Origin of the sequence: Pseudomonas viciae (assembly GCF_004786035.1) — a bacterium.
Taxonomy (GTDB): domain Bacteria; phylum Pseudomonadota; class Gammaproteobacteria; order Pseudomonadales; family Pseudomonadaceae; genus Aquipseudomonas; species Aquipseudomonas viciae.
The window spans coordinates 3,227,273-3,251,840 of sequence record NZ_CP035088.1; the positions used below are offsets into that span (position 1 = coordinate 3,227,273).

Annotated in this window: 21 protein-coding genes; 17 read left to right on the plus strand and 4 right to left on the minus strand. The window is 55.4% G+C overall.

The window, feature by feature from the left end:
* Positions 1-29 precede the first annotated feature (29 nt).
* Complete coding sequence (locus EPZ47_RS14640) at positions 30-1,367, plus strand: hypothetical protein (RefSeq protein WP_135845441.1); 1,338 nt, start codon at positions 30-32, stop codon at positions 1,365-1,367.
* A 128-nt stretch (positions 1,368-1,495) separates the two neighbouring features.
* Here the strand turns inward: EPZ47_RS14640 and EPZ47_RS14645 are convergent, their stop codons facing one another.
* Both EPZ47_RS14645 and rtcR read right to left on the minus strand, forming a co-directional pair.
* Positions 1,496-2,230 carry a PA3715 family protein gene (locus tag EPZ47_RS14645; RefSeq protein ID WP_135845442.1) on the minus strand — a complete coding sequence of 245 codons (735 nt, stop codon included), beginning with the start codon at positions 2,228-2,230 and terminating at the stop codon, positions 1,496-1,498.
* 69 nt (positions 2,231-2,299) lie between these two features.
* Positions 2,300-3,928, minus strand: a complete 1,629-nt coding sequence (gene rtcR / locus EPZ47_RS14650) for an RNA repair transcriptional activator RtcR (protein WP_135845443.1) — start codon at positions 3,926-3,928, stop codon at positions 2,300-2,302.
* A 205-nt stretch (positions 3,929-4,133) separates the two neighbouring features.
* Here rtcR and EPZ47_RS14655 point away from each other — a divergent pair, with 205 nt between their 5' ends.
* The 9 genes from EPZ47_RS14655 (at position 4,134) to EPZ47_RS14695 (ending at position 13,840) form a co-directional block, all read left to right on the plus strand.
* Positions 4,134-5,360 carry an RtcB family protein gene (locus EPZ47_RS14655; protein WP_135845444.1) on the plus strand — a complete coding sequence of 409 codons (1,227 nt, stop codon included), beginning with the start codon at positions 4,134-4,136 and terminating at the stop codon, positions 5,358-5,360.
* Between the two features lie 4 nt (positions 5,361-5,364).
* Positions 5,365-6,396 carry an RNA 3'-terminal phosphate cyclase gene (gene rtcA, locus EPZ47_RS14660; protein WP_135845445.1) on the plus strand — a complete coding sequence of 344 codons (1,032 nt, stop codon included), beginning with the start codon at positions 5,365-5,367 and terminating at the stop codon, positions 6,394-6,396.
* A 331-nt stretch (positions 6,397-6,727) separates the two neighbouring features.
* On the plus strand, positions 6,728-7,582 hold the full coding sequence (locus EPZ47_RS14665) for a MurR/RpiR family transcriptional regulator (protein ID WP_135845446.1): 855 nt from the start codon (positions 6,728-6,730) through the stop codon (positions 7,580-7,582).
* A gap of 38 nt (positions 7,583-7,620) precedes the next feature.
* Positions 7,621-8,172 carry a D-alanyl-D-alanine dipeptidase gene (gene ddpX / locus EPZ47_RS14670; protein WP_135845447.1) on the plus strand — a complete coding sequence of 184 codons (552 nt, stop codon included), beginning with the start codon at positions 7,621-7,623 and terminating at the stop codon, positions 8,170-8,172.
* Between the two features lie 151 nt (positions 8,173-8,323).
* Positions 8,324-9,904: an ABC transporter substrate-binding protein gene (locus EPZ47_RS14675; protein WP_135845448.1), complete on the plus strand. Its 1,581-nt coding sequence runs from the start codon at positions 8,324-8,326 to the stop codon at positions 9,902-9,904.
* Between the two features lie 76 nt (positions 9,905-9,980).
* Complete coding sequence (locus EPZ47_RS14680; protein WP_135845449.1) at positions 9,981-10,997, plus strand: ABC transporter permease; 1,017 nt, start codon at positions 9,981-9,983, stop codon at positions 10,995-10,997.
* 1 nt (position 10,998) lies between these two features.
* Positions 10,999-11,880: a D,D-dipeptide ABC transporter permease gene (ddpC, locus tag EPZ47_RS14685; protein ID WP_135845450.1), complete on the plus strand. Its 882-nt coding sequence runs from the start codon at positions 10,999-11,001 to the stop codon at positions 11,878-11,880.
* Between the two features lie 2 nt (positions 11,881-11,882).
* The gene (locus EPZ47_RS14690) at positions 11,883-12,872 is read left to right on the plus strand and encodes an ABC transporter ATP-binding protein (RefSeq protein ID WP_135845451.1); all 990 of its coding nucleotides are present in this window, start codon (positions 11,883-11,885) and stop codon (positions 12,870-12,872) included.
* Complete coding sequence (locus tag EPZ47_RS14695) at positions 12,872-13,840, plus strand: ABC transporter ATP-binding protein (RefSeq protein WP_135845452.1); 969 nt, start codon at positions 12,872-12,874, stop codon at positions 13,838-13,840. Before EPZ47_RS14690 ends, EPZ47_RS14695 begins: the two co-directional genes overlap by 1 nt.
* A gap of 117 nt (positions 13,841-13,957) precedes the next feature.
* On the opposite strand, the gene EPZ47_RS14700 is transcribed toward EPZ47_RS14695, so the two are convergent.
* Positions 13,958-15,505 (minus strand): TerC family protein, encoded by a 1,548-nt coding sequence (locus tag EPZ47_RS14700; RefSeq protein ID WP_135845453.1) that lies wholly within the window; start codon positions 15,503-15,505, stop codon positions 13,958-13,960.
* 577 nt (positions 15,506-16,082) lie between these two features.
* Between EPZ47_RS14700 and EPZ47_RS14705 the strand changes: the two genes are divergently transcribed.
* Genes EPZ47_RS14705 through EPZ47_RS14720 form a run of 5 tightly spaced genes read left to right on the plus strand, consistent with a single transcriptional unit; the run spans position 16,083 to position 21,367 of the window.
* Positions 16,083-17,336, plus strand: a complete 1,254-nt coding sequence (locus EPZ47_RS14705; RefSeq protein ID WP_135845454.1) for a tyrosine-type recombinase/integrase — start codon at positions 16,083-16,085, stop codon at positions 17,334-17,336.
* 11 nt (positions 17,337-17,347) lie between these two features.
* Positions 17,348-18,868 (plus strand): tyrosine-type recombinase/integrase, encoded by a 1,521-nt coding sequence (locus tag EPZ47_RS14710; protein WP_135845455.1) that lies wholly within the window; start codon positions 17,348-17,350, stop codon positions 18,866-18,868.
* Positions 18,855-19,385 carry a hypothetical protein gene (locus tag EPZ47_RS30425; protein WP_238346736.1) on the plus strand — a complete coding sequence of 177 codons (531 nt, stop codon included), beginning with the start codon at positions 18,855-18,857 and terminating at the stop codon, positions 19,383-19,385. Before EPZ47_RS14710 ends, EPZ47_RS30425 begins: the two co-directional genes overlap by 14 nt.
* Before the next feature lie 21 nt (positions 19,386-19,406).
* Entirely contained in the window at positions 19,407-20,963 is a 1,557-nt protein-coding gene (locus EPZ47_RS14715; protein WP_238346737.1) for a hypothetical protein, read from the plus strand.
* An 8-nt stretch (positions 20,964-20,971) separates the two neighbouring features.
* Positions 20,972-21,367: a hypothetical protein gene (locus tag EPZ47_RS14720; RefSeq protein WP_135845456.1), complete on the plus strand. Its 396-nt coding sequence runs from the start codon at positions 20,972-20,974 to the stop codon at positions 21,365-21,367.
* A 109-nt stretch (positions 21,368-21,476) separates the two neighbouring features.
* On the opposite strand, the gene EPZ47_RS14725 is transcribed toward EPZ47_RS14720, so the two are convergent.
* The gene (locus EPZ47_RS14725) at positions 21,477-21,920 is read right to left on the minus strand and encodes a hypothetical protein (protein ID WP_135845457.1); all 444 of its coding nucleotides are present in this window, start codon (positions 21,918-21,920) and stop codon (positions 21,477-21,479) included.
* Between the two features lie 85 nt (positions 21,921-22,005).
* Between EPZ47_RS14725 and EPZ47_RS14730 the strand changes: the two genes are divergently transcribed.
* The gene (locus EPZ47_RS14730; protein ID WP_046036377.1) at positions 22,006-22,302 is read left to right on the plus strand and encodes a helix-turn-helix domain-containing protein; all 297 of its coding nucleotides are present in this window, start codon (positions 22,006-22,008) and stop codon (positions 22,300-22,302) included.
* A 564-nt stretch (positions 22,303-22,866) separates the two neighbouring features.
* Positions 22,867-24,558 carry an HsdM family class I SAM-dependent methyltransferase gene (locus EPZ47_RS14735; RefSeq protein WP_202879089.1) on the plus strand — a complete coding sequence of 564 codons (1,692 nt, stop codon included), beginning with the start codon at positions 22,867-22,869 and terminating at the stop codon, positions 24,556-24,558.
* The last annotated feature ends 10 nt before the right edge of the window (positions 24,559-24,568 follow it).

A 24,568-nucleotide genomic window follows, 5' to 3' on the forward strand; every position in this document is an offset into this window, starting at 1 on the left:
CTTTTCACCCATGAAAGGAAGGATCGAAAATGGCAACTTCGGACACCGTATTTGGAGTGGTATACAGCCCGACATGGACGACATGGTCTCCCCCCTATTCCAACGCCGGGGCACAAGCGCAGTTCTCTGACTCCGACTTCTTTAACGACAGTTTCCAGGCGCTTTGGAATACCGGGCAGGACACCAGCGGCAACGCCTACCGAAACGATATCGGAGTGATCGGCAGCTTCGGCTTTAACTTGGTTCGCCTCTATGACTGGGGTGCAACACGTGGCTGGAACGGAACGTATGGCACCGCGCATATCAACTTTCTGGACTATGCGCATCAAAGTGGCGTAAAGGTTGTGGTGCCCATATCCAATTATTTCCTGTCGGACGACACTTATGCGTGGAACGGTAACGATCCTGACGCCTCATACAGCTTCGACAGCGCGCCGTCCGACATACAGAGCGCACTGAAGCAGTTTGTCAGTAGCGTGGTGGTCAGCGGCGATATCCATCCGGCCGTCCATAGTTTCTCCGTTGGCAACGAGATCGATATCAATACGTTTGTCGGTCAGGGAAGCAGCGGGGCGGTTGCTCCAGGATCACGCCTGGCCAGGGTGATTTGGTGGATCGTTAACCTGCAACTGCAGATCAGTACCGCGAAATATCGCTACGTGTTACTGACCAGCCCCATCTCGAACGCAGACCAGGGCAATCCATCGTCGGGTAATCCGCCGTTGAGCTACTGGTTTCAGGCTTTCCTCAATGGAGTGACGACCAACACTAATCTGCCGGAGGGCACCACGGGCGGCGATGGCGCGACGTTCTCGGCCAACTGGGCCGGCATCGGCGATATCATCGGTTATAACAACCTCTGGTACTTCAACAGCGTCAATATCTATCAAGTCGGGGAGGGCTTGACCACGACGTTGAGGCAATACGACAGCTGGTCCAGTAACGCGACGACAAACAGCCTGAACTGGCCCGGTCAGCAATTTGGCGTTCCCTTGCTGCTCAGTGAAATAGGGGTAACGCGGTCGGACAATGGAGCAAGCGGGCAGCAAGCACAGTTCACCACGGTCACCCTGGACATCGTACAGACCATTGTGAGTTATCTCGCCACCCATACCGGCAGCTACCTGATGGGCTTCTGTCTCTATGAGTTCAGCGACGAGGTGACACTGAGTGCCAATTGGGGGCTCTACATGGTAGAGCCGACGACTTACCCCAGTGGCAACGTTTTATTTAGCGATATGACCGGCGAGACGGCCGTCAGTTACGGAGAGTTTCCTAGCGTTAGCTATGCCGTGGACCAGCTTTTTCCTGTGCAAGATACGTCGGGTACCACTCTGATGGCGGCGCTTCAGAGCATCATTACCTAAACTGTTCAAGCAAAGTGGACGGCTAGCGTTCTTCTTGGCGATGTAACGGCACTGGCTGGCTGAAGGAGTGAGTGTGATGATCAAAGCGCGCCGCCAAGAAACAACAAGCGCGCCATCAACGCCGCCATTTACGGAAATGACAATTCACCGGGCACACTGTATTGGTTGCCATCGTATTCCAAGGTGAACTTGGCCACGGTGGGCTTGCCAACGACGTTTTCGCAGTCCTCACCCCTGGTGTGGTTTTGAGTGTTGATTGTCTTCTGATTAACATACATACGGGCCAAGCCATTCTTGCTCGTATCTCCGATGGAGACAGTACGCAATGTCTGGATGAAATCCCCCGTACAGGAGCCATCCCACTCACCGTTGCTTCTGCTGACTTCCAGTGTGTTCATGACTGGGCGCAACGCTGGGCCATCGAGTACATAGAGATTCAAGGTCGTACTGCTAAAAGGATTGACCCTGGATGATCCCTGATAAGCCACTCGTACACCAAACGCACGTATCTGCGGTGCAAGCTGATAGCGGGCGGTGTCCAGCGAGAGACTTTCAAAATATACGGCGTCTGAACTGATTGAAGCCGCTTGGTAGTGATGGGCAACGATCTTGCCGCTGGAGGCATTGGCCACAACCACGGCCAGGCCATATTCGCCCTGGCCATCCTCATCAACATTCTCGGCAAAGGGCAGGGCAGCCAGGACTTGGCTGGAGTTTGCCGGATTGATCCTGCACACAGCATGTTCGCTGTCGAGTTTCAAATCCGGACGCAGGGTCTTGGCCCACGTTTGCAGTTGATCTGTGCAGTCAGCCAAGGCGACCAGTGGGAAGAAAAACAGCGGTAAGACAGCGAGTGCTCTCATTGAAACCTATTCCTTTAGGGGAGGGGGGCACTAATTATAGTAGGGCGACGCCGTAACGGACGTAACGTATCAAGTTAGCGCATGACGATGCGCTACGAGCTCGTGGACTTGGCTCCATGTGATGTTGAATCGAGCTAGAAATTTTCGAATTCGATCGGAATCGTTAGGCGACGCCTTGGCTGATCTGCTGTGTGCAAAGAGCTTGCGGCCGGCATCCGCCTGGCTAGCTGCGGTGCTGCATATCCTCAAGACCGACTCCAGTTGAAGGCGATCATACAAATCAATCTCAAGGCCTGCTTCAGCCAGGTGCTCGGACAGTGGGTCCGAAGCGGTCGGTATCCGCCAATCCAGGCGCAGTCGCTCCAGTTCATCCTCCACAAGCGCCATGTCGATGCGGCCGCTATCAGCGAGTGTGGCCATTCGGGTGATCGAAGCAGAAAGTTGTCGGAAGTTTCCTGGCCAGGTGGCATCCCTATCGGTAGCAAAGGAGAGATATCGGCGCCGAGCTTCGATGTTGAAGCGAACCATATGGCCGTGATCTCTGGCATATCGCAGTAATTCAAAATCTATGTTCGGCTCAATGTCTTCGCTTCGGTTAGCCAGCCCGGGCAACACAAAAGTCCAAATATTTATTCTGGCTAACAGGTCTTCGCGAAACAGCCCTTCAATCACGCGCTGATGCAGATCTCTATTAGTACCCGCTATCAGGGTGAAGTCAGACTCGACCTCCTTATCAGAACCCATCGGCAAGAACTTTTTCTCCTCAATCGCTTTCAGGAGCATCGCTTGCTCATCGAGCGGTAACTCTCCGATCTCGTCGAGGAACAAAACCCCTTTGTGGGCCGAGCGCAGCAAGCCCTCTCGCGCCTGCTGGGCGCCAGTGAACGCGCCTTTCGTATGGCCAAACAACGTCGACATCGCTGTATCACCGCGCAACGTGGCGCAGTTCACCTCGACGAACGGCCCATCGATCTGGTGACGTCCCCGTTTGAGCTCGTAGATCTGCCGTGCCAGAAAAGACTTGCCGGCCCCTGTTGGGCCGCTAATAAAAATCGGGGCACGGGATCGCACGGCAACCCGTTCGATCTGCTCTATCGTACGGTTGAAAGCCGCGTTGCGGGTTTCAATGCCGGACTTGAGAAGTTCTGTGCCTTCCAGGCGCTCAGCTTGGAATCGCTTCGCGATCTGGTCGTAGCGCTGAAGATCCAGGTCGGTGACAACGTGTTTACCTACCGATGCCGAGACGTCATCCCGCAGACCACTTGGCTGCGTCTGTATCAGCTTGGCAGGGACATGCCGGGACTCGGCCAGCAGGAACCAGACGATCTGTTGAACATGGGTGCCCGTAGTGATGTGAACAAGATAATCCTCCCGCTCTGTGTCAAATGGGTAGTCAGCCGCGAAGTCATGTAATGCGGCATAAACCTCCTCGAAGTCCCAGGCGTTTCGCATGGCCATGCTATGCAGGCGAACCTCGGTCTCTGGCGATACCTGCACAATATCAGCCGCTACCTTCAAGGCGAGATCGGTATCCCAGCGCGCTTCCCCGTGAATCAGTTCAAGGCGATCAATCACCAGATCAGGCTGCTGGCAAAGCGAGATGGTCGGACGCCATCTGTTCCAGCGCTGCTCACCTTTTCCAGCACGGTCGAGCTTTGTCCCTAGAATGCCAATGGCGACTGTTTTTTTGACCTGCACTTCGTGATATCCAAAAAGATAGGTGACGATAAATCAGTATAGTTTTTCGACTCGCTACTGAATAGCAATGCTGTGACTGAATCTCTTTAAATCCGCATAAAGTCTTTATGTATCAGTAAGATAGTAGAAAAATAAACGTCCGCCCGTAAAATTGGCACGCCGCTCGCTATAGAGCTCCCAAACAGAAATCATAGGAGCGAAAATAATGACCACTCAAACCTTCGAACTGCTTGAGGTTGAAAACGGCAAGCCCATCAAAATGTGGACCCGAGGCGTCCCGGTTGAACCCGAAGCTAAGCAACAGCTGATAAACACCGCACAGATGCCGTTCGTGTTCAAGCACATGGCCGTCATGCCTGACGTTCATCTGGGGAAAGGCTCGACTATCGGGAGCGTGATTCCAACCAAGGGCGCGGTCATTCCCGCCGCCGTGGGGGTCGACCTCGGTTGTGGGATGTCGGCTGTGCGGACCTCGCTGCGCGCCGGCGACCTTCCCGATAGCCTGTTCAGCCTGCGCACCGCAATAGAGAAGGCTGTTCCGCACGGACGCACCTCAGGGCGTAGCGGCCGTGACAAAGGGGCCTGGGAAACCGCCCCGACGATTGTCGATCAGGCCTGGTCGGCGCTTGAGGGGCGTTTCAACCTCATCACCGACAAACACCCACGCCTTGAAAAGTCTAACAACCGCAAACATCTTGGAACGCTGGGTACAGGCAACCACTTTGTCGAGGTGTGCCTGGACGAAGCCGATCATGTGTGGGTGATGCTTCATACCGGCTCCCGTGGCGTAGGGAACGCGATCGGTTCCTACTTCATCGAGAAGGCCCGCGAGGAAATGCGCGAGCACATGGTAAACCTGCCGGATCGGGACCTGGCCTACCTGCGAGAAGGAACATCCAGCTTCGATGATTATGTTGAGGCTGTTGAGTGGGCCCAGGACTTCGCCAAGCAGAACCGCGCGGTCATGATGCTGGCGGTGCTGGATGCCGTTCGGTCGATTATCACCAAGCCTTTCGAGTCACGGCTAATCGCCGTCGATTGCCACCATAACTACGTGGAGCGGGGCACCTACTTCGGGGAGGATATCCTTCTCACCCGTAAGGGAGCCGTATCCGCGCAGAAGGGCCAGATGGGGATTATTCCCGGATCGATGGGCGCAAAGAGCTTCATCGTGCGCGGCCTGGGGAACGAGGAGGCGTTCTGCAGTTGTTCGCACGGTGCTGGTCGGGTGATGAGTCGTACCAAGGCGAAGGCGTTGTTCACTGTTGACGATCAGGTGCGGGCGACCGCCCATGTTGAGTGCCGTAAGGATGCTGCTGTGATCGATGAGATTCCGATGGCTTATAAGAACATCGATGCGGTGATGGCTGCCCAGCGCGACTTGGTTGAAGTGGTCCATACCTTGCGCCAAGTCGTCTGCGTGAAGGGCTGACGTGATGAACCAGGATCTGATTCTGATCGACGGCACCAACGGAGGAGGGCAGGTGCTTCGTACCGCCCTCAGCCTCTCCATTATCACCGGCCGGGCATTTCGGATGACGGGAATACGCGGTGAGCGCTCCCGTCCCGGATTGTTGCGCCAGCACCTGACCGCGGTACGCGCAGCGACTGAGATTTGTGGCGCTAAAACCCTTGGGGCGGAACTCAACTCGACAGCTATTGAGTTCCACCCGGGAGGCGTAAAGGCCGGGGAGTATTCATTCGCGATCGGAACCGCGGGCAGCACTATGCTGGTATTGCAGACCCTGTTACCTGCACTTTTGCAGGCTGACGGGCCCAGTACAGTCCGGATCACCGGCGGGACGCATAATCCGGCGGCGCCGCCCTTCGAATTCATAAAACAGGCGTGGTTGCCTCTGGTGCGGCGCATGGGGGCGCAGGTGGAATTGGCGCTACTTAATTATGGGTTTGTTCCCGGCGGAGGGGGCCTGATCGAAGCCACTATACGACCTTCTGCACTCAAACCGCTGGAGTTGGACGGTGGAATGGAGCCCATCTCAATCGTTTCGGCGGGAGCGCTGGTTTCGGCCATTCCTGTCTCGATTGGGAGCCGAGAGCTCGATCGACTCTCGGCGAGGCTGAAGATAGAGCGTCGCGACCTGTCTGTTACCGACCTGGGTGACCAGGCTGGCCCAGGCAATGCTGTGTCGATCACTGCCGTGAAGGCTGGCGTCACCGAAGTGTTTACCAGTATCGGCCAAGAGCGAATGCGCGCGGAGCGGGTAGCTGACGTGGCGCTAGACGAGTTCACAGTGTGGGCCCAATCGAATGCCGCTGTAGGAAACCGCCTGGCGGATCAGCTGATGTTGCCGATGGCAATTGCGGGCGCAGGCAAACTGACAACGGTGCGCTTGAGTAATCACATCCGAACGAACGCGGCTGTTATCCAACAGTTCATCGCGGTTGATGTACGCCTTGTCCAATCTTGCGATCAAGGGAACATTGTGGTTGAGCTTCAGGCTCGCTAAATACCATCAGAGCGACGCACAAACACCTGGACCATGTGATGGGCATAAAGCAGTGCCTGCCTCCCGGCGAAGCCGGCCGGTCTCTAGCCAAACGAAAGACCCCAGCGATCGACAGACCACTGGGGTTTTTCTTCGCGGCCGTTTCGTGTTCGGGCGTCTTCGGCCGATCCCTGGCCATGCAGCTTCTGCACCCAGGTGCTGCCGCCTGATCACCGTAGGACGCCTGCTGAAATAGTCATTGTATTGCTTCGAAATCGAATGTTATTCTTCTAACACATATGAAAATATTGACAGCGCAATAACATTTCGCATTCGGGAGCTCTGAAAGTCCATGGAAAAGAACAGCTTCCTGCAGTTGCTGGAGCGAGAGTTCTCCAACCTGACCCCGACCGGCAAGCGGATCGCCAGTTATCTGTTGGGTAACCCAGAACAGCTTCCGTTCGAGTCGGCTGATAGCATCGCGCAGCAGACCTCCACCACTGGGATTTCCGTAGGGCGCTTTTTTCGATCCCTTGGTTACCAGAACATCGATGAAATCAAACAGAGCCTGCGCGTTGAAACGCCAGCGTCGTGGCTTATCACTGATCGCATTGGCGCCTTTCGTGCCGAAAGCAATCAGCAAGATGCTCTTGATCGTTCCCTGAGTCGCGAGATCGAGGCCATTCGGTATGTCTACGGTTTAGCGCGCAGCGACGCCTTCGCCCATATCGTGCAACGCATCTACGAAGCCGATGCAGTATTCATTCTCGGCATTCAGTCCACTCGAGGGATTCTCACAGCGTTCCATAGCCACCTTGAGTACATCCGGCCCAAGGTCTACTACGTCGATGGTTTATCCGGCATTTACGCAGAAACCCTGAATTCCGGCTTCGCCAATCCCTACGCGATCATTGCGGATTTCCGTGCTTATTCCAGTGTGACTCAGACCTTCTGCGACGCAGCCATAGACAACAACCTCCCATTGGCGCTGATCACCGACCTGCAATGCCCGTGGGCCAGAGACTACCCACTTGACCTCTTGCAGCTGAAAACCGATGTCGGGCAGTTCTGGGATTCCCCTGCGCCATTAGCCTGCCTGTTAAATCTGATCGTCTCAGCCGTCGCTGAAAAATACGGCGATCGACTCGATAAGCGCTTGGCCAAGAACCGTCAATTGCAAAAAGCTTTCGGTCAGTTCGAAGGCTGATCCTCATCGTCCCACCGAATCCCAACTGGAGTATTGGCGTGAACAACAGCCCCCTTGTAGAGATCGATGCCCAGCGCTACCAGGTGCAAATCGATTTGATCTACGCCGGTGCAGACAACCTGGCAAGAAGAGTGATTTATCCAGATGCGCGTTGCCTGTTACATCACCAGGCTGCCGACTGTCTGTACAAGGCCAGTCAACTCGCTCGTCAGGCCGGATTTATCCTTCGCATCTATGACGCCTATCGGCCGCCTTATGCTCAGTACCTGCTGTGGGACGCGTTGCCCAACAACGACTACGTGCGTGACCCGCATTTGGGTTCCCACCACAGCCGCGGCGTGGCGGTGGACCTGACCCTGGTCGGTGCTGATGGCGAGCCGTTGAATATGGGGACCGAATTCGACGCAATGGAAGAAAAATCCCACCAGTTCTATCCCGACTTGCCAGTAGACGTGCAACGCAATCGACTGCTGTTGGTGGGGATCATGCTCGCCGCCGGCTTCCAGACGATTGCCACCGAGTGGTGGCATTACGAACTTCCGAATGCCGATGACTACCCATTACTGGAGGACGTTCAAACCACGGATTGATAGCCCTGCAACGCCGCGCAGCCCACGTTCAGTGCGGCTGATAACAAAATAACAAGACAGCGTTACTTACGTTTCACCTGCAACTGCCCGGTTATAGCTTTTATAAAAAACCTGACGTACTTCCCTCTATCGAATGATCAAGGAAACCGGCATGAACCCAATGAACACCGTGACCAGCAAAACCTTTTCCGGCGCTGGCAAGCTATTGCTGAGCGTTTTGTGCAGTGCACTGAGCCTCGGTGCCTGGCAGGCCGCGACAGCAGCTGTACCACAAGACACCCTGGTCATCGGCAAACCCGCTGATCCCCAGACCCTCGACCCGGCCGTGACCTTCGATAACAACGACTGGACCATTACCTACCCGTCGTACCAGCGCCTGGTCGGCTACAAGGTCGAAGGCGACAAAAGCAGCACCGAAGTTCAGGGCGACCTGGCCGAGAGCTGGACAGTTTCTGCGGACAATTTGGTCTGGGAGTTCAAGATCAAACCCGGCAACAAATTTGATGACGGCGCCTCGGTAGATGCCGCCGCGGTGAAGTTCTCCTTTGATCGCTTGATGACCCTCAAGCAGGGACCTTCCGGTGCATTTCCAGAGGACATGGTGGTCGCGGTTGTCGACCCGCAGACCATTCGGTTTACTCTGAAGACGCCTTTCGCGCCGTTTCTGTTTACCCTGGCCCACAATGGTGCTTCGATCATCAACCCAGCAGTGGTCAATAAAAGCGCGGACGTCAATGCCTGGCTGTCGAGCCATACCGCAGGCTCCGGTCCCTTCCGCTTGAGCAACTGGCAAAAAGGCCAGTCGTTGACCATGGAACCGAACACCTACTTCGCCGGCCCCAAACCTGCGCTGAAAACCGTGGTCATCAAGATCATCGGTGAGCCCTCCGTGCGTCGCTTGCAATTGGAACGGGGTGACCTGGACATCATCGAAGACATGCCCGAAGACCAGCTCGGCGTTCTTGCCAGCAAGCCCGGCGTGGCGGTGAAGGAGTTCCCGTCGCTACGGGTCACCTATCTTTACCTCAACAACAAGAAGGGCCCACTGACCAGCGTCGATGCTCGTCGTGCGATCACCGAAGCGGTGGACTACAACGGCATCGTCAAAGGCATTCTCAGGGACAAGGCCAAGCTCCTGAACGGGCCAATTCCGGACGGCATGTGGGCGTATGACAGCTCGTTGCCGCCGATGAAGCAGGACATGGCAGCCGCCAAGGACAGCCTCGCCAAAGCACCGCAGAAAATCACCAACCTCAGCTACATGTATTCGGACAAGGATCCTAACTGGGAACCGATCGGCCTGACCCTGCAAGCTGCATTGGCGCCCCTGGGCATCAACCTCAAGCTGGAAAAGCTTGCCAATGCCACGCTGCGTGAGCGCGTCGGCCAGGCGGACTACGACATCGCGGTCGGTGCCTGGAGCCCGGATTTTGCCGACCCGTACATGTTCATGAACTTCTGGTTCGACTCCAAGATGCAGGGCCTGCAAGGCAACCGCTCGTTCTATAGCAACCCGCAAGTCGACACGCTGATCCGAGAAGCGGCCGCGAATAGTGACACCGCGAAACGCGTCGAGCTGTACCAGACCGCGCAGAAAATGGTGCTCAAGGACAGCGTCTACGCCTACCTCTATCAGAAGAGCTACACCTTGCCGATGCGTGATTCGGTCAAGGGTTACGTGTTCAACCCCATGCTCGAACAGGTGTTCAACTTGGGCAGTATGAGCAAGTAAACCGGCTCCCTCGCGCTGGCCATTCGTGGCTGGCGCGGCTTCTGATTTTCGTCGCGAGTGTGACTGAGGTGCCAAAATGGCCTTCCTGACTTTGTTGCGCAAGCGCCTGCTCGGCCTGTTGCTGGTCGTGTTCGGCGTTTCGCTGATTACCTTTGCTATTTCGCACCTGATCCCCGGTGATCCTGCTCGATTGATCGCTGGCGACCGTGCCAGTGATGCGTTGGTGGCGGGCATACGTCATCAATTGGGATTGGATCTGCCGCTGTATCAACAATACGGTCGTTACCTGATGGACCTGGTGCAGGGAGACCTGGGAACCTCGATACGCACCAGCCGTCCCGTTCTGGAAGACTTGCAGACGTTCTTCCCGGCGACGCTGGAGCTGGCACTGGTAGCGCTGGTGCTTGCAATCCTGGCCGGTGTGCCGCTTGGCGTGCTATCAGCGGTTTACCATAATCGGGCGATTGACCAGATCGCCCGTACCCTTGCAGTCACCGGCATTTCAACGCCTGCCTTTTGGCTAGGCCTGGGCGCAATCGTTCTGTTCTACGGTCATCTGGGTTGGTTGCCGGGAGGAGGGCGGCTGTCCGAAGGGCTTGCTCCGCCGCCGACAATCAGCGGCTTTTATCTGCTCGACTCGCTGCTTGCCGGTGAGGGCTCGTTGTTTCTCGATGCCGTGGAGCATCTGATTCTGCCGGCGGCAACCCTGGGGTTCGTGACCTTGGGGGTCGTCGCACGACAGATTCGTTCAGCCATGCTCGATCAACTCGGCGAAGACTATATCCGCACCGCCCGCGCCTACGGCTTGTCCCGATGGACTGTGATCCTGCGCCATGCACTGCCTAACGCGCTCATCCCTTCGGTCACGGTCCTGGGGCTGACTTTGGGCGATTTGTTGTATGGCGCAGTGCTGACCGAAACGGTATTTGCCTGGCCTGGCATGGGGGCCTATGTCGTCAAGTCGATCCAGTCACTGGACTTCCCGGCGGTGATGGGCTTCGCCATTCTGGTTTCGTTCATCTATGTGCTGCTGAACATGGCCATCGATATTGTGTACCGCGTGATCGACCCACGCATCGGCGAGGTAAGTTGAAATGTCCGCGACCCTGATAGCCACGCGCCGCCCGCGCTGGAACGAAAAACTCGCCTATCTGACCTTCCGCATCCGCCGCAGCCCGCTGACCATGGCGGGTCTGGCGATCACTTTTATCGTCTTGCTGTGCATGATCTTCGCCCCTTGGCTCGCAAGTCACGACCCTAACGCACTGAACTTGGCCGAGCGCCTGGCACCGCCATCCAGCACCCATTGGTTCGGCACCGACGAAGTCGGCCGCGACTTGTTCAGCCGCGTGCTCTTCGGTAGCCAGCAGTCGGTGGGCGTCGGTCTGTTCGTGGCTTTTGCATCCTGCTTTATTGGCGGTTTGCTGGGGTGCTTTTCCGGGGTTATCGGTGGTCGTTTCGATGCGTTGATCATGCGTCTGATGGACATCATGCTGTCGGTGCCATCGCTGGTACTGATCATGGCCTTGGCAGCTGCGTTGGGCGCGAGCCTGTTCAACGCGATGCTGGCGATTACGCTTGTGCGAATTCCTTCCTATGTCCGGCTAGCCCGCGGCCAAGCCTTGAGCATCCGCGAGATGGGGTATGTCAAGGCCGCCCAAACCTTCGGGGCAGGGCGCTGGCACGTCGTGCACTGGCACGTGGCACGCAATGCAATGCCGCCATTGCTGGTGCAACTGAGCCTGGATATCGGCAGCGCGATCCTCATGGCCTCGGCCCTGGGCTTTATCGGCCTGGGGGCGCAGCAGCCTACGGCCGAGTGGGGTGCGATGGTCGCCACCGGGCGCAACTACATTCTCGACAACTGGTGGTACTCGACCTTTCCAGGCCTGGCGATTCTGATCACGGCCACCGGGTTCAACTTGCTGGGCGATGGCGTACGCGATCTGCTCGATCCACGGCAACAGGGGAAATGACCATGCATGCGTCGAGTCCAGTATTGTCCATCGACAACCTGAGCCTGGAATTCCCGGCTTACAAAAACAATGTCAAAGCCCTGAATGGCGTGTCGCTACACGTCAATCCCGGCGAAATCGTCGGTATCGTCGGCGAGTCCGGATCGGGCAAATCGGTCACTGCCATGCTCAGCATGCGATTGCTGCCCGAGCGCAGCTATCGCATCACGGCCGGCAGCCTGAGCATGCTCGGTCGCGACATGCTGGCAGCGCCTGAAAAGGAGTTACTGACGATTCGTGGACGCGATGCCGCGATGATTTTCCAGGAGCCGATGACCGCCTTGAATCCGACGCGGCGGATCGGTAGGCAAATGCTCGATGTGATCATTCATCACCAGAAGATCAGCGTCGCCCAAGCCCGTCTCAAGGCGATCGCACTGTTGCGCGACATGCACATAGCCAGTCCGGAACAAGTATTGGAGAGCTATCCTTTCGAACTGTCTGGCGGTATGCGTCAGCGGGTGATGATCGCGCTGGCGTTCTCCTGCGAACCCCAATTACTGATCGCCGACGAGCCTACAACAGCCCTCGATGTGACTGTGCAACGCCAGGTGCTGTTGCTGTTACGAGAAAAAGCCAGGCAGCGGGGCACGGCCATCTTGCTCATCACCCATGACATGGCATTGGTTTCACAGTTCTGCGACCGGGTGTACGTCATGTACACAGGGGCTGTGGTCGAGGAGGGGCGCACGGCTGACGTCATGGGGAATCCGCAGCATCCCTATACGCAAGGGTTGCTCAGTGGTCTGCCGGAAATGGTCGAGCCGGGCCAGCCGCTACTGACCATTCCCGGTCAGGTGCCGAACCTGGCTTCTTTGCCCGTAGGTTGCACGTTTCAGGAGCGGTGTACGTACGCTATGCCGGTGTGTGCCAAACGTCCGAATCTCAACACTATCAACGGTAATGACCAACGTAAAAGCGCGTGCTGGTTACCGGTCAAGGAGCTTTCGTGATGAACAGTGCAGTCTTTCAACCCATCACCCCAATGGCACCCACGATTCTTCAACTGAACGATGTTCACGTGCGTTTCCCCGTAAGTAATGACTGGTTGGGGCGGCCGCGTGGGTATGCCCACGCCCTGAACGGTATTGATCTTCAGGTACGGGCAGGGGAGACCCTGGGTATTGTCGGCGAGTCAGGTTGCGGTAAGAGCACTTTGGCTCAATTGCTGATGGGCCTGGTGCCGCCCAGCAGCGGTGGACTGAACTGGGCCAATCGCAGCGGCGAGGGCAGTAGCAACGTTCAGATTGTTTTCCAGGATCCACAGTCTTCGCTTGATCCGCGCCTGCCTATCTGGAGAATAATCACTGAGCCGTTATACGCCCGAGGCCATGTCAGCCATGCGCAGATGCGCGATGTGGCCGCCAGGGTCGCGGCCCAAGTCGGCATCCGCCCGGAGTACCTGGACCGTTTCCCGCACCAGTTTTCCGGGGGGCAGCGTCAGCGCATCGCCATCGCCCGAGCCCTTTCGTCAGACCCGGATATCATTGTCCTGGACGAACCCACATCGGCGCTGGATATCTCGGTTCAGGCGCAGATTCTCAACTTGCTGGCAGAGCTGCAAAGTGCCCGCAATCTGACGTACATCCTGATTTCTCACAACGTATCAGTGGTGCGTCATATGGCTAATCGGGTAGCGGTCATGTACTTGGGGCAAATCGTTGAACTGGGCAGCGCTGCTCAAGTGCTCGATGAGCCACGTCATCCCTATACTCGCTTATTGCTCGAAGCGGTACCACGACTGGGCGTGCCACTCCACGACGAGCAAGTTGCGGCACCTACCGAATTACCGGGGAACCGTCGACTACCCAGTGGCTGCTTCTTCCGCGAACGCTGCAATCTATGCACCGTTGGCTGCGAGAAGCCGCAGGCCTTGTTGGGCGATGAGCAGCGGTGTGTGCGATGTCATTTACAGGATTGAGTCACTGGTTTCGCCAATCCTCCCACCTTAGAAACGGAAAGAGCCAAAAGACTGAATAAGTGTTGGGGCAGGCAAGGCGAAAATGAACAAGGCCGCAAATGCGGCCTCATTCTGTGCTTATTCCTTACGCAACAGCACCCTGGTCACCCGACGCTCTTCGACCTCCATCACGGTCATGCTCCATCCTTGCCAACTGTGCATGTCTCCAATCATCGGCAAGCGATCCAGCAGGCTCATCACTAACCCAGCAAGCGTCTGGTAATCTTCCGTCGCTTTCGCCTGGAACCCTGTGTGTTCGCGGACCTGACTGAGATTCAGGGCACCGCTGACGAGGAAACCTCCATCCTGGGCGACAATATTCGGTCCTTCGATTTCACTGGCATCCGGCAGCTCACCGGCAATGGATTGCAGGATGTCGGTCATAGTGAGAAGGCCGACGAAGTCACCGAACTCGTTCACCACGAACGCGATGTGGGTCGACTCCTTACGCATCTGCTCCAGTGCATTGAGGATCGTGAAACTGTCGAGCAAGTTGATGGCTTTGCGCGCCATGACTTCCAGATTCGGCTGATTGCCCGCCAGTATTTCCTTGAGCAATTCTTTCTTATGGACAAAGCCTAGCGGCTCATCCACGCGTCCTTCCCGGATCAATGGCAAGCGTGAGTACGAAGAATGCATCAACGCCGTACGGATTTCTTGAGCCGAATCTGCCAAGTCGAGGTGGTCGATTTGTGCACGAGGCGTCATCACGCTGCGTATCGGGCGCTCGGCCAATTGCAGCACGCCACTGATCATGACCCGTTCGCGCCGATGGAAAACCTGCTCCGGTTCGTCGCCTTCCAGCAGGTCGGCGATTTCCTCACCGACCTCATTGGCTCCCAGTTTTTGACCGCCCAGCAGGCGCAACACCGCATGGGCGGTACGCTCGCGCATCGGCCGAAGACCTTGCAGGCTTTTCTTGCGACGGGAGCGCGCCAGCTGGTTGAACAATTCAATCAGAATCGAGAAACCAATCGCGGCGTACAAGTAGCCTTTCGGAATGTGGAAACCCAGGCCTTCAGCCGTGAGGCTGAAGCCGATCATCATCAGGAAACCCAGGCACAGCATGATGACGGTAGGGTGCCCATTGACGAATTTTGTCAGCGGCTTGCTCGCGATCATCATCAAGCCGATCGAGAACATCACCGCGATCATCATGACTGACAGGTGCTCTACCATACCCACGGCCGTGATCACCGCATCCAGGGAAAAGACCGCGTCCAGCACTACAATCTGCGCAACGATAGGCCAGAACATCGCATAGGCGGCATTGCCGGATCGTTGCGCCACGTGGCCCTCGAGTCGCTCATGCAACTCCATGGTTGCCTTGAACAACAGAAACACACCACCGAACAGCATGATCAAATCCCGGCCCGAGAACGTCTTGCCGAAGACCTCGAACAGCGGGTTGGTCAACGTCACCATCCAGGAGATGCTGGCGAGGAGGCCAAGGCGCATCAGCAACGCCAGGGACAGGCCGATGATACGGGCACGGTCGCGCTGCTCGGGCGGAAGTTTGTCAGCCAGGATGGCGATGAATACAAGGTTATCGATGCCGAGCACCAGCTCCAGCACGATCAAGGTCAGCAGGCCCAACCAGGCCGTGGGGTCCACGATCCATTCCATGGGTTATTCGCTCCCTCGGACGATCAATGCGAAGGAAGAAGGCTGCAACAAACGTAGGCAGAGCGCAGGAGCGCTGGAGTGAATTCTGTTCTTTGGAAAGCTACTGGGAGGTTCCTGGAGCGTGTTCATACAGACCTGGAAATAATTGGGGAAGAAATCCTACAACGGTTTCCAACGCTTCATACGAGACGATTTATTACAGGATCTGACAGGATGGCGATTGATCCCGCGCAGCGCGGGCGACGCTGATGGGCTTATGCCGAGCTGAGTGCTGCAGATTTCACACAGCGTCGTGGGCAGGTGGTCCGTGAGCAAACTGAACGTGAGACGATAAAGCACCCGTGCAAGATTTTGCCCTTGAGGCCAGGTGTTGCTGGCTTCAAATCTGCTGGATGACTCGGCTGAAATGGAAACATGATGTTACGTGTAATGTATATTATGTTAAATAATGTGCTATGTCAGATATGTTCATGAGCAGCTTAAGCCACTGATTCGACAAACCAGGCTCTGACGTCCACTCTCTCAACGGGCCATGTCATCATGTTCATGGCAAAGTCCTTCATTGAGGTAGCTGCCAATGAAGCTGATTCAGTGCCGTTACTCTTCTGGCCAGCGTGTACCGCTGCTTGTGCAGGATGGTCAGGCGGCGCCATTGCCCAAGCTAGTCCCATTCATCTACGTCCAGCTCAAGCTCAGGCATCGTGCATACAACACCGCCGCAGCGCACCTGCGTGCGATCCAGGCTTTCTACACCTATGCCAAAACCCGAGATCTGGATATCGATGAGGCCATCTTGGCCTGTCACTTTGAGGCGATTCTCGCCTTGTTGGATGGTTACGCGATTTGGCTCCAAAGCGGCCGTCAGGCCGATAACCTGGTCGCCCGAATCGGCACAGCTGCAACGGCACCTTTTCCGCAGATCGATCCGCGTACTCGTGACCAGTACCTGCGATTGCTGAAGCAATACCTGTCCTGGTGTGTCACCCGTTACATCCCGCGCGCCCGTCAAAACTCAACCACCTTGGCTAACATCGAGGTGGTATTTGCAGATGTCGCCGATGTCATTGAGCGGCGCTTTGAGAGCCATATCATCAATGCTCGGCCCGACCACACTCGCTACCGCAGCCTGACAGATACGCAACTCCAGATCATTCGCACACTGATTCGCCCGGGCGCCGCGGAGAATCCTTTTCCGGACCGAATGCAGTTGCGCAATTGGCTAATGATTGAATTGCTGCTGGAGACCGGTATCCGTCGCGGAGAGCTTCTGAAGCTTTACACCACGGATATCAATGAGGGTTCTCAGCATGCCTATGTCAGCATCAATGACCGCGAACATGATCCCGGCGACCCGCGCGCTGAAGAGCCTGCGCTGAAAACACACGGCCGGACAATAGGTATCTCCGCGCAGTTGTATGAGGTCTACGAGCGTTATATCCAGGGCGAGCGACGCCCCCTGCGTAATGGCAAACCAATGAAATTGCGGTACCGCTATTTGTTCATCTCTGACCGAGGCCGTCCGCTGTCGATCCGCGCGTTGTCCAACGTCCTTGATCGGCTGTTTCTGACCATTGAACTGGCTCATCCGGGGTTGTTGCCTACACTTTCTGCGCATGACTTTCGCCACACCTTTGCCGACCGCTTTTTGGCTTATTTGGTCGAGAAGCGTGGATTTGAATTGGAGCGGGCCTTGGATGAACTCCGGCGAGTCTGTGGCTGGTCCGACACCTCGATCATGCCACGTCGTTATGCAAGTCGTTATCTCGCCGAGTCAGCCAACCTCCACAATGCCCAACGGGCTTCGGCAGCTTGGGATCGACTTGACAGTTAAGGAGGTTCGCTGTGACTAAATCCATTGACCACGATTACGCATCACCAACCTGCCCCTTGGTGGCCTATGTGTTTCAAGGACCGGCTCGGGTCGCTATTCGAACCCGCACTAATGACCAACCAAGATACGTCGACACCCGTTCCAGCGTCTGGATTTGGTACGACGGCGGCACTGCAATGAAAATTGATTGGACTGGCCTAAAGCTGAATACAGAGCTCATCGAAATAGCCAAAGCATTTATGGTCCATATGCTGGAGAAATACTCTCCTTCAACTGCATATAGGGCCGCGAGAATGCTCCATCGGGTTTCGGAAAGCGATATTTCCTTGAAATTCCCTTGGGCAGCCCATGAAATTATTAGTGCGTTCAACAGTTGGAGCTGCTCTAGAGAGTACGTAGTCGTCTTCCGCACGCTTTATCGCTGGGCAAGGGATAGAGGAATCACCGGATTCAGCAACGACATTTATCTAAAGATCAAGGATGTCAAAACTGAACGCTCAGCCCCCTACTCTAGGATTTTTCTGTCTCAGTCCGGATTGGAACTCGATGAGGAAATCCGCTTGCTCAAGCGTATTGAGCGGGAAGTTTCTTCAGATGACTGGGTTGATGCTCAGTTCAATATGATGCTCCACCTGGGTTTTGAATTGGGTCCTCGCTCGATTCAATTTCATTCGCTTGAGATTGCGGATTTTGAAGTTATAGAAACCGTTGAAAATGAGAGGTACTACACCCTTTGGTTACCCATGGCCAAGAAGGTTGGCCAACGCCGACCAGAACGAAGGCCCCGCAAAGTAACCACCCGACTGGGTGAAAAGATTGAACAGCATATCTTCGGGCATCAACGTCGCTTTGGCAGCGCGTGCGAGCCGCTGTTTGTGAGCCTCGACGGGAAGCGTCTCTCGGTGCGAGAAATCGGCGATGCCCTCAAGTACGAGTTGCTCGAGGCAGGCATAGACAAACCAAATCAGGTGTCCATTCTACTGCGTCACCATCTCGGACAAGGACTGGCGGATCAAGGAACGCCCGCAGACATGATCGCCGAACTGCTCGGTCACAACAGCACGGTCGCGGCACGTGCCTATGTCACGGCAACACCCAATATCGCTCGCATCAAAGAAAAAGCACTCGGCAAGAGTCCCGCCTATCAACGCATTATGCGCAGTCTCTTGACCGGGGAAGTCGTGCAACGCCGCGATACTGTTGCCGAAAGAGCGATCCGTGGCGTGATCGACACACAGTACATTGGGGACATCGGTGCATGCGCCCTGCCGGTTCATACCCTCTGCCCCTACAATCCCGTCTACGCCTGCTACACCTGCAAGAAGTTTCACCCCTTTGCTGACGGTCGCCATGAGCAGGTAAAGGAGGCGCTGCAACGGGAGGCCCAACGGTTCATTGATATGGCAGAACAAGCCGGTGACCTCATTCACAACCGGCCCCTCGCCCAGCATCAGACAACCATCCTGGCGGTAAGCGCTACGATCGAGCGCTGCCGGCAGCACACGGAGGATGCCGCAGATGACGCTGTCTAGCGCAAGGCAGAGCCTCGAAGGCTTCATTACACAGGAACAAGCGATTTTTCAGTCGTTAGCGATTTCAACACCGTGGGCGTCATCGTTGTGGGGCGTCGGAAGTTGGTTACCACAACGGGATAACCAGAATGCTCTTACCTTCGAGCCGCACCGGCAAGCCCTCGAAAAAACAGGCTATACCGCCCCGCCTAAGGGGCCACTCCCCTTCGCTTTCCAAGATTTTAATAAGGCCCTGATTGTGTATCTGCAACGCACCCGGAGCCTGAAATTTTCGATGGTGGCTGCATACAATATTGCCGTCCGGCGACTGTACAACCCCTTGTTTGAGCGCGGCGTATCCGACCCCACACAGTTGACGCGAGGCGATTTTGACCGCGTCGTAGGATTTCTCCGCGAAAGTGGCTACAAGAACCTCTACGACGCGATCTCTCATCTTCAAGTAATCGCGGATACGATTGATAATCTGCAATTAACCGAGATCGCCATCCACTTTGAGCATGATGCCAAACCAGAATAACGCCGACACGATTACATTTCATTGCACGATCCTGATCGTGCGGTAAAACAGCGTAAATCTGATGACAGGTTGCCTTCTCGCGAGGCGATGGAAGCCTACGCTTTATGTTCGAACAACCCGCTCAGTGAGGGCGAAGAAATATTGCTGCGCGTGATCGATTTACTGATCGCGACTGGGCAAAGGGGCAATGAGGTAGCAGTAATTCCCTATGACTGTTGGGTCGAGAGACCGATCAAAGGGGCGACAGGTGAGGTGGTTGTAGATGCCAATGGCAGACCTCTGGTCGAATGCGGGATCAGGTACTTTGCGGAAAAGCAATTTCAATCCCGTGTTCATTGGTTTGCAGAAAGTGACGTTCCTTTAGCTAGGCGCGCAGTCGAACGGCTGAAGGTGCTGACTCAAGAACAGCGAGAAATCGCTAGGTGGCAAGAAGCCCATCCAGGACGCCTCTGGGATTACTCTCCGCAGACAGCGATGTCAGAGGTTGAAGTTCTGCGGTGGCTCGGGTTTAGCCAGAACCGAGACACCACTAGGAATCTGTATGTGTACTTTTTACGAAATGGGATTCATCCCTGCGACCAGACCAAGGATCGAGCGAAAGCGATCAAGCGCAGCTACTTGGCCGGTGAAATTGAGCGTTTTCTCGTTCCTAAACTGCGCGGCCATGCCGCGTTAACGGAAAATGTGGGAGGCACGCTTCGTGTAATCCTAAAAACCAGCGAAACACTAGCCATCGCTTTTGATGGGCAATTCCGCCTCGGTGGACGAGAAGCAAATGTGTTTCGAGCAATCCCACGGCGGGTGACCCTCGTGGATATTAATCATGCGCTGGGTAACGATGAAAATTACGCGTCCATTTTTTCGCGCCGGTCATTGACCGAATCCGATGGGACTCTGATTCGGTTAACAAGCCACCAACCTCGACACTGGCGGAACACCATTTACCACTTGACCGGTATGAGCGATGTTCAGCAAGCGTTGGCCCTGGGGCGAAAACGACTCGACCAGAATGTCTATTACCAGCACACGAGCATTGAAGAAAACACCGCCGCCCATAAGGAGTTCTTGGCGTTCAATAGCCATCACGAGCGCATCGACTTTCTACATACGGGCATAAGAGATAAACGCATTCAGGGCGCGTTGACCGACAGTTACCATGCGCTGCTGTCAGATAAAGGCACGACAACTGCAGAAGCATTCCTCACTGTACACGCCACGACGCTGCACGTGACACCCTTTGGAGGCTGCATTCACGACTTCTCCCAAGCGCCCTGCCCTAAGCATCTTCAGTGCTGGAATGGCTGCTCGCATCTCCATCTGATGGGCACTCCATCGGAGCGAGCCAACCTTGAGAAACAAGCCGAGAATCTGACGATGGCAATCACCATCATACGCGATGCCGGCGCTGGAGAGGCAGGCAGCGATGTATGGCTGGCGGACCAGGAAGACAAGCTCAACAATCTAAAATCCGTCCTCGCACGCGATACCAATATAGGTGTGCAACGCGTGTTTCCAAATGGGCATCCAATGACGGTTGCGGACATGGACAAACGGCACAGTTCGGTTTCGGATGATTAGAGGCGACCATGGCGAAACGACAGATCTTGAGGGGCGGCACCTTGGACGAGGCTATCGACGCCCTCCTCGCTCAAATGATTAGCTTAGGACTGGAGCTCGCGCCTATTTCACGCCCCGAAGTGCAGCGGCGATTGGGCCTGACTAGCCGAGCTACGTTAGTGGGGGACCGCGGGAGACGAATCGAGTCCGCCCGTATCGCACAACTCAAGGAGAGCGGCAGAGATCCAGACGGTGCCCGCCGCCGAAGAACCCTCGAAGAACGTATTGCTAATCTTCAAGTGGAGAATGCTGACTTGATAAAGCAGCGAGACCAGCTCTATGAAGCACTTTCGGCAATTGCACACAATTGTCTGCTGAAAGGACTGGATGTCGAAAACGTACTGGCTCCATTGAGAAAGCGGTAAGAGGCAGAAAGGTTGCCAACGCCGCTAACTGACGCGGCGGGCAGGCAAGATTACCAAACCGCTAGCGCATCGAAGATGCCGTTAACCTCCCAGCATGTAAGTCTCATGTTCACAGAGGTGCCGGTGTGGTCGAAAAAATGATACGAGGATTTTGTAAATCGGATGTGCTGGACCCCAAGGTCTCGCTGTAGGTATGCCCTCCCTCTAGGCAATACACGTAGGCCGCCTCCTCACTGATGTCATCTACCGTTTCGCGCACCTCTAACAGCCTCTCCATCTTCCACCCATCACTTCCGTTCAGATAAGCCGGTGAAACCAACTGCACATCCAACAGCCAGATGTCTGCTCCTTGTTCATTAAGTAGCTGCTCAAACGCTGAAATGCTGGGAAGCATAACCATGCTTGTCAACGCTTCACCGCCTTGTTGTCGACCCACTGTGACGTAAAACCAAGGACAATGAGTGGTCTGCTCAACGTACTGCCAGTACTGGGTAGAGTCATCACCCAGGTACGCGCTGAGGAAAATCTCTGCCGTTTTGTGAGTGATGAACATAGCGCCATCCAAAAAGTGAACACTATAGATTGTAGCCCTATAGAGCTCGCAAAGGCTTCATCGTTCCTTTTGCGAGGTCGGCAATATGGAACTGAAACAAGCATTTGGCGCGGCCCTGAAAAAGCTGAGATCGGAGAGGAAGCTTTCCCAGGAAGATTTCTCCGACGTGAGTAGTCGGACCTATCTCAGCACCTTAGAGCGCGGTCTGAAGAGCCCTACGATTGAGAAGGTAGACGAACTGGCATCGGTATTGGACGTTCATCCGCTGACCATACTCGTAGGCTGTTATCTGCTTCAGGATCAGCCGACTTCCCTTGAGAAGCTGTTTTCCCGTATCCGAGCGGAGCTATCAACCGAAATCGAAGGGTTATCTGAGGACTAAGGGGCGACTAGCTTGTGCTAATATCCCAACTGAACTGAAGGCGGAATCCGCAACCATGAAGCAACCTATTCAGTCAGAAAGCAGCCTCAGTGAAATTTTAGAGGGGAAGCGGAAACGTCGCGATGCGTTGATGCTTGCTCTTAGCCTCGCGTCACCCTCGGAGCTTGAAGGATCCGCTCAGCGTTTGAGAGAAGTGATGAGAAAACCGGCTGAATCAAGGCGTCAACGAATTCTCCCCCCGAAATTTTCCCTCTGAGCAAAAAGTGCGGCTCCTCTCTTCTTGAAAAATTTGCGCACGCTGATTGCTCCTCTAAGGTTCTAAAACTCAGAGTGCTTAAGAATCTAAAGCTGACTCATAAAGCTTGTTCTGTAGATCTGGGGTAGATGACCTGACAAAATGCCACTGTTCGATAAGCAAGCTACTTATCCTATTCCAAGGAGAGGAATGATGTACGGCCCGCCCCTTCACACATTGTTGTTCGCTCCGTGCTATAAATGCGTACCAGGCCTGTGCCACCTATGACTCTCCCTACTAAAACTCACTTTCACAGCCTAGTCCGCGACATGCGTGTGGTGATGCAAAAGGCGAAGCTAGAGCCGGACTTGATCCTGGGCAGCGCATTAGCAAAATGGTGCAGTAACTGTTTTCCGGGATTGCCACAGTCCGGTCTACCCGTAGCAACCCTCCTCTTGAACGAGCCTGCCGTGTGCGAGTTCGTGGCGTTTGTAAGCAAGTTTGACTTCATCGAGTCGACCTACTGGTTCTCCTCGGCGTACGCGCAACTGTTGGGAAGCGAGCGCAGAAAGCAGCAGGCGATGTTCTTTACTCCGCCATCGCTAACGAGGCGTTTGCTTGACGACCTGTCAGCCCAGGGCGTCGATTTTTCCAATCGCAGTTTTTGTGACCCCGCGTGTGGCGGCGCTGCGTTTTTGGCACCTATCGCTATGCGCATGCGTGATTTGCTTCGCCGACATGGTGCAAGCGCCCAACAGATAGTGAGCCACATTCAAGAGCGAATTTTGGGATTTGACCAAGATGCCGCCTTATGTGAATTGTCAAAGCACTTCCTGCTGATGGCGCTCCATGACGAGGTTGTCGCGACTGACACCTACCCCGTGTTTCAGGTCTACCAGGGCGACTCGCTTCTACAAACCAAGCACCTGTGGGAAAAGCTCGATGTGGTGGTATGCAATCCTCCATTTAGAAAGATGCGCGCTGAGGAAGTCAGTCAGTACGTCCACGAGTTTGAAGACGTTGTTCAAGGCCAGCCGAATCTGTATGCCCTCTTCATTGCCTTGTGCATCAAACTTCTCGCTACGGGTGGCATCTGCGCACTGGTCACCCCGACTAGCTTTTTATCTGGTCAGAACTTCTCCAGGCTGAGAAGTTACATGATGACGCAAACCACGTTGCTCGGTATTGGTATGGTTGGTGACCGTATTGGCGTCTTTATGGATGTCCAACAGGAGACCGCATTGACGTTAGCGCGGCGAGAAAAAACAGGGCATGCGCCAAGCACCGAAGCGAAGGTGTCGTTGGTTTCAAAAGACGGTAGTTACATTGACGTGGGTCTATGCATCTTGCCCAACATGGGGGCCGCGTGGCCAATCCCCCGGTTGGAGAGCGACATCGCACTGCTTAAAAGCGCAGCAAAATCGAAGGCTGGCTTAGTGGACTACGGTTATGCGCCCCGTATCGGCGCGTTTGTGTGGAACCGCGACACACGCACAACCTACGCCTCGACGAAAACGGCTGTCGGCGCGCGTGGCGACACGGTGGTTCCGCTGCTTTGGTCCAGCGACATTGCACCTAACGGTTCCTTGCGCTTTAACGGTGCGGCTAAAGCGAACAAAGAAGGCTGTTTTGTAAATATGGGGGCAAAAGACCATCGTTCCATCATTCGCCGCCCCAGCGTCTTACTGCAACGAGTGACATCCAACGAGCAACCGCGACGATTAGTTGCCGCAACTGTTCCGACACAGCTCATAGAGACCTATGGCGGATTCGTTGGTGAAAACCACACCGTGATTCTTGAACAGATAGCCCCTGAACCTGCATTGACACCTGCTCAGTTGGTGCAGTTGCTTGGGACGCCGACCGTAGATCGGTACTTCCGCTGTATCTCTGGAGCGACCAACGTATCAGTGTTCGAGCTCAACCAACTCCGACTGCCTGATCCTGGCCGGCTCAGGATCTACCTCGAACAAGGCTTAGACATGGCAAATGCTGCTCGAAAGGCATTGGAAAAGCAGTAGACCTTTCGCT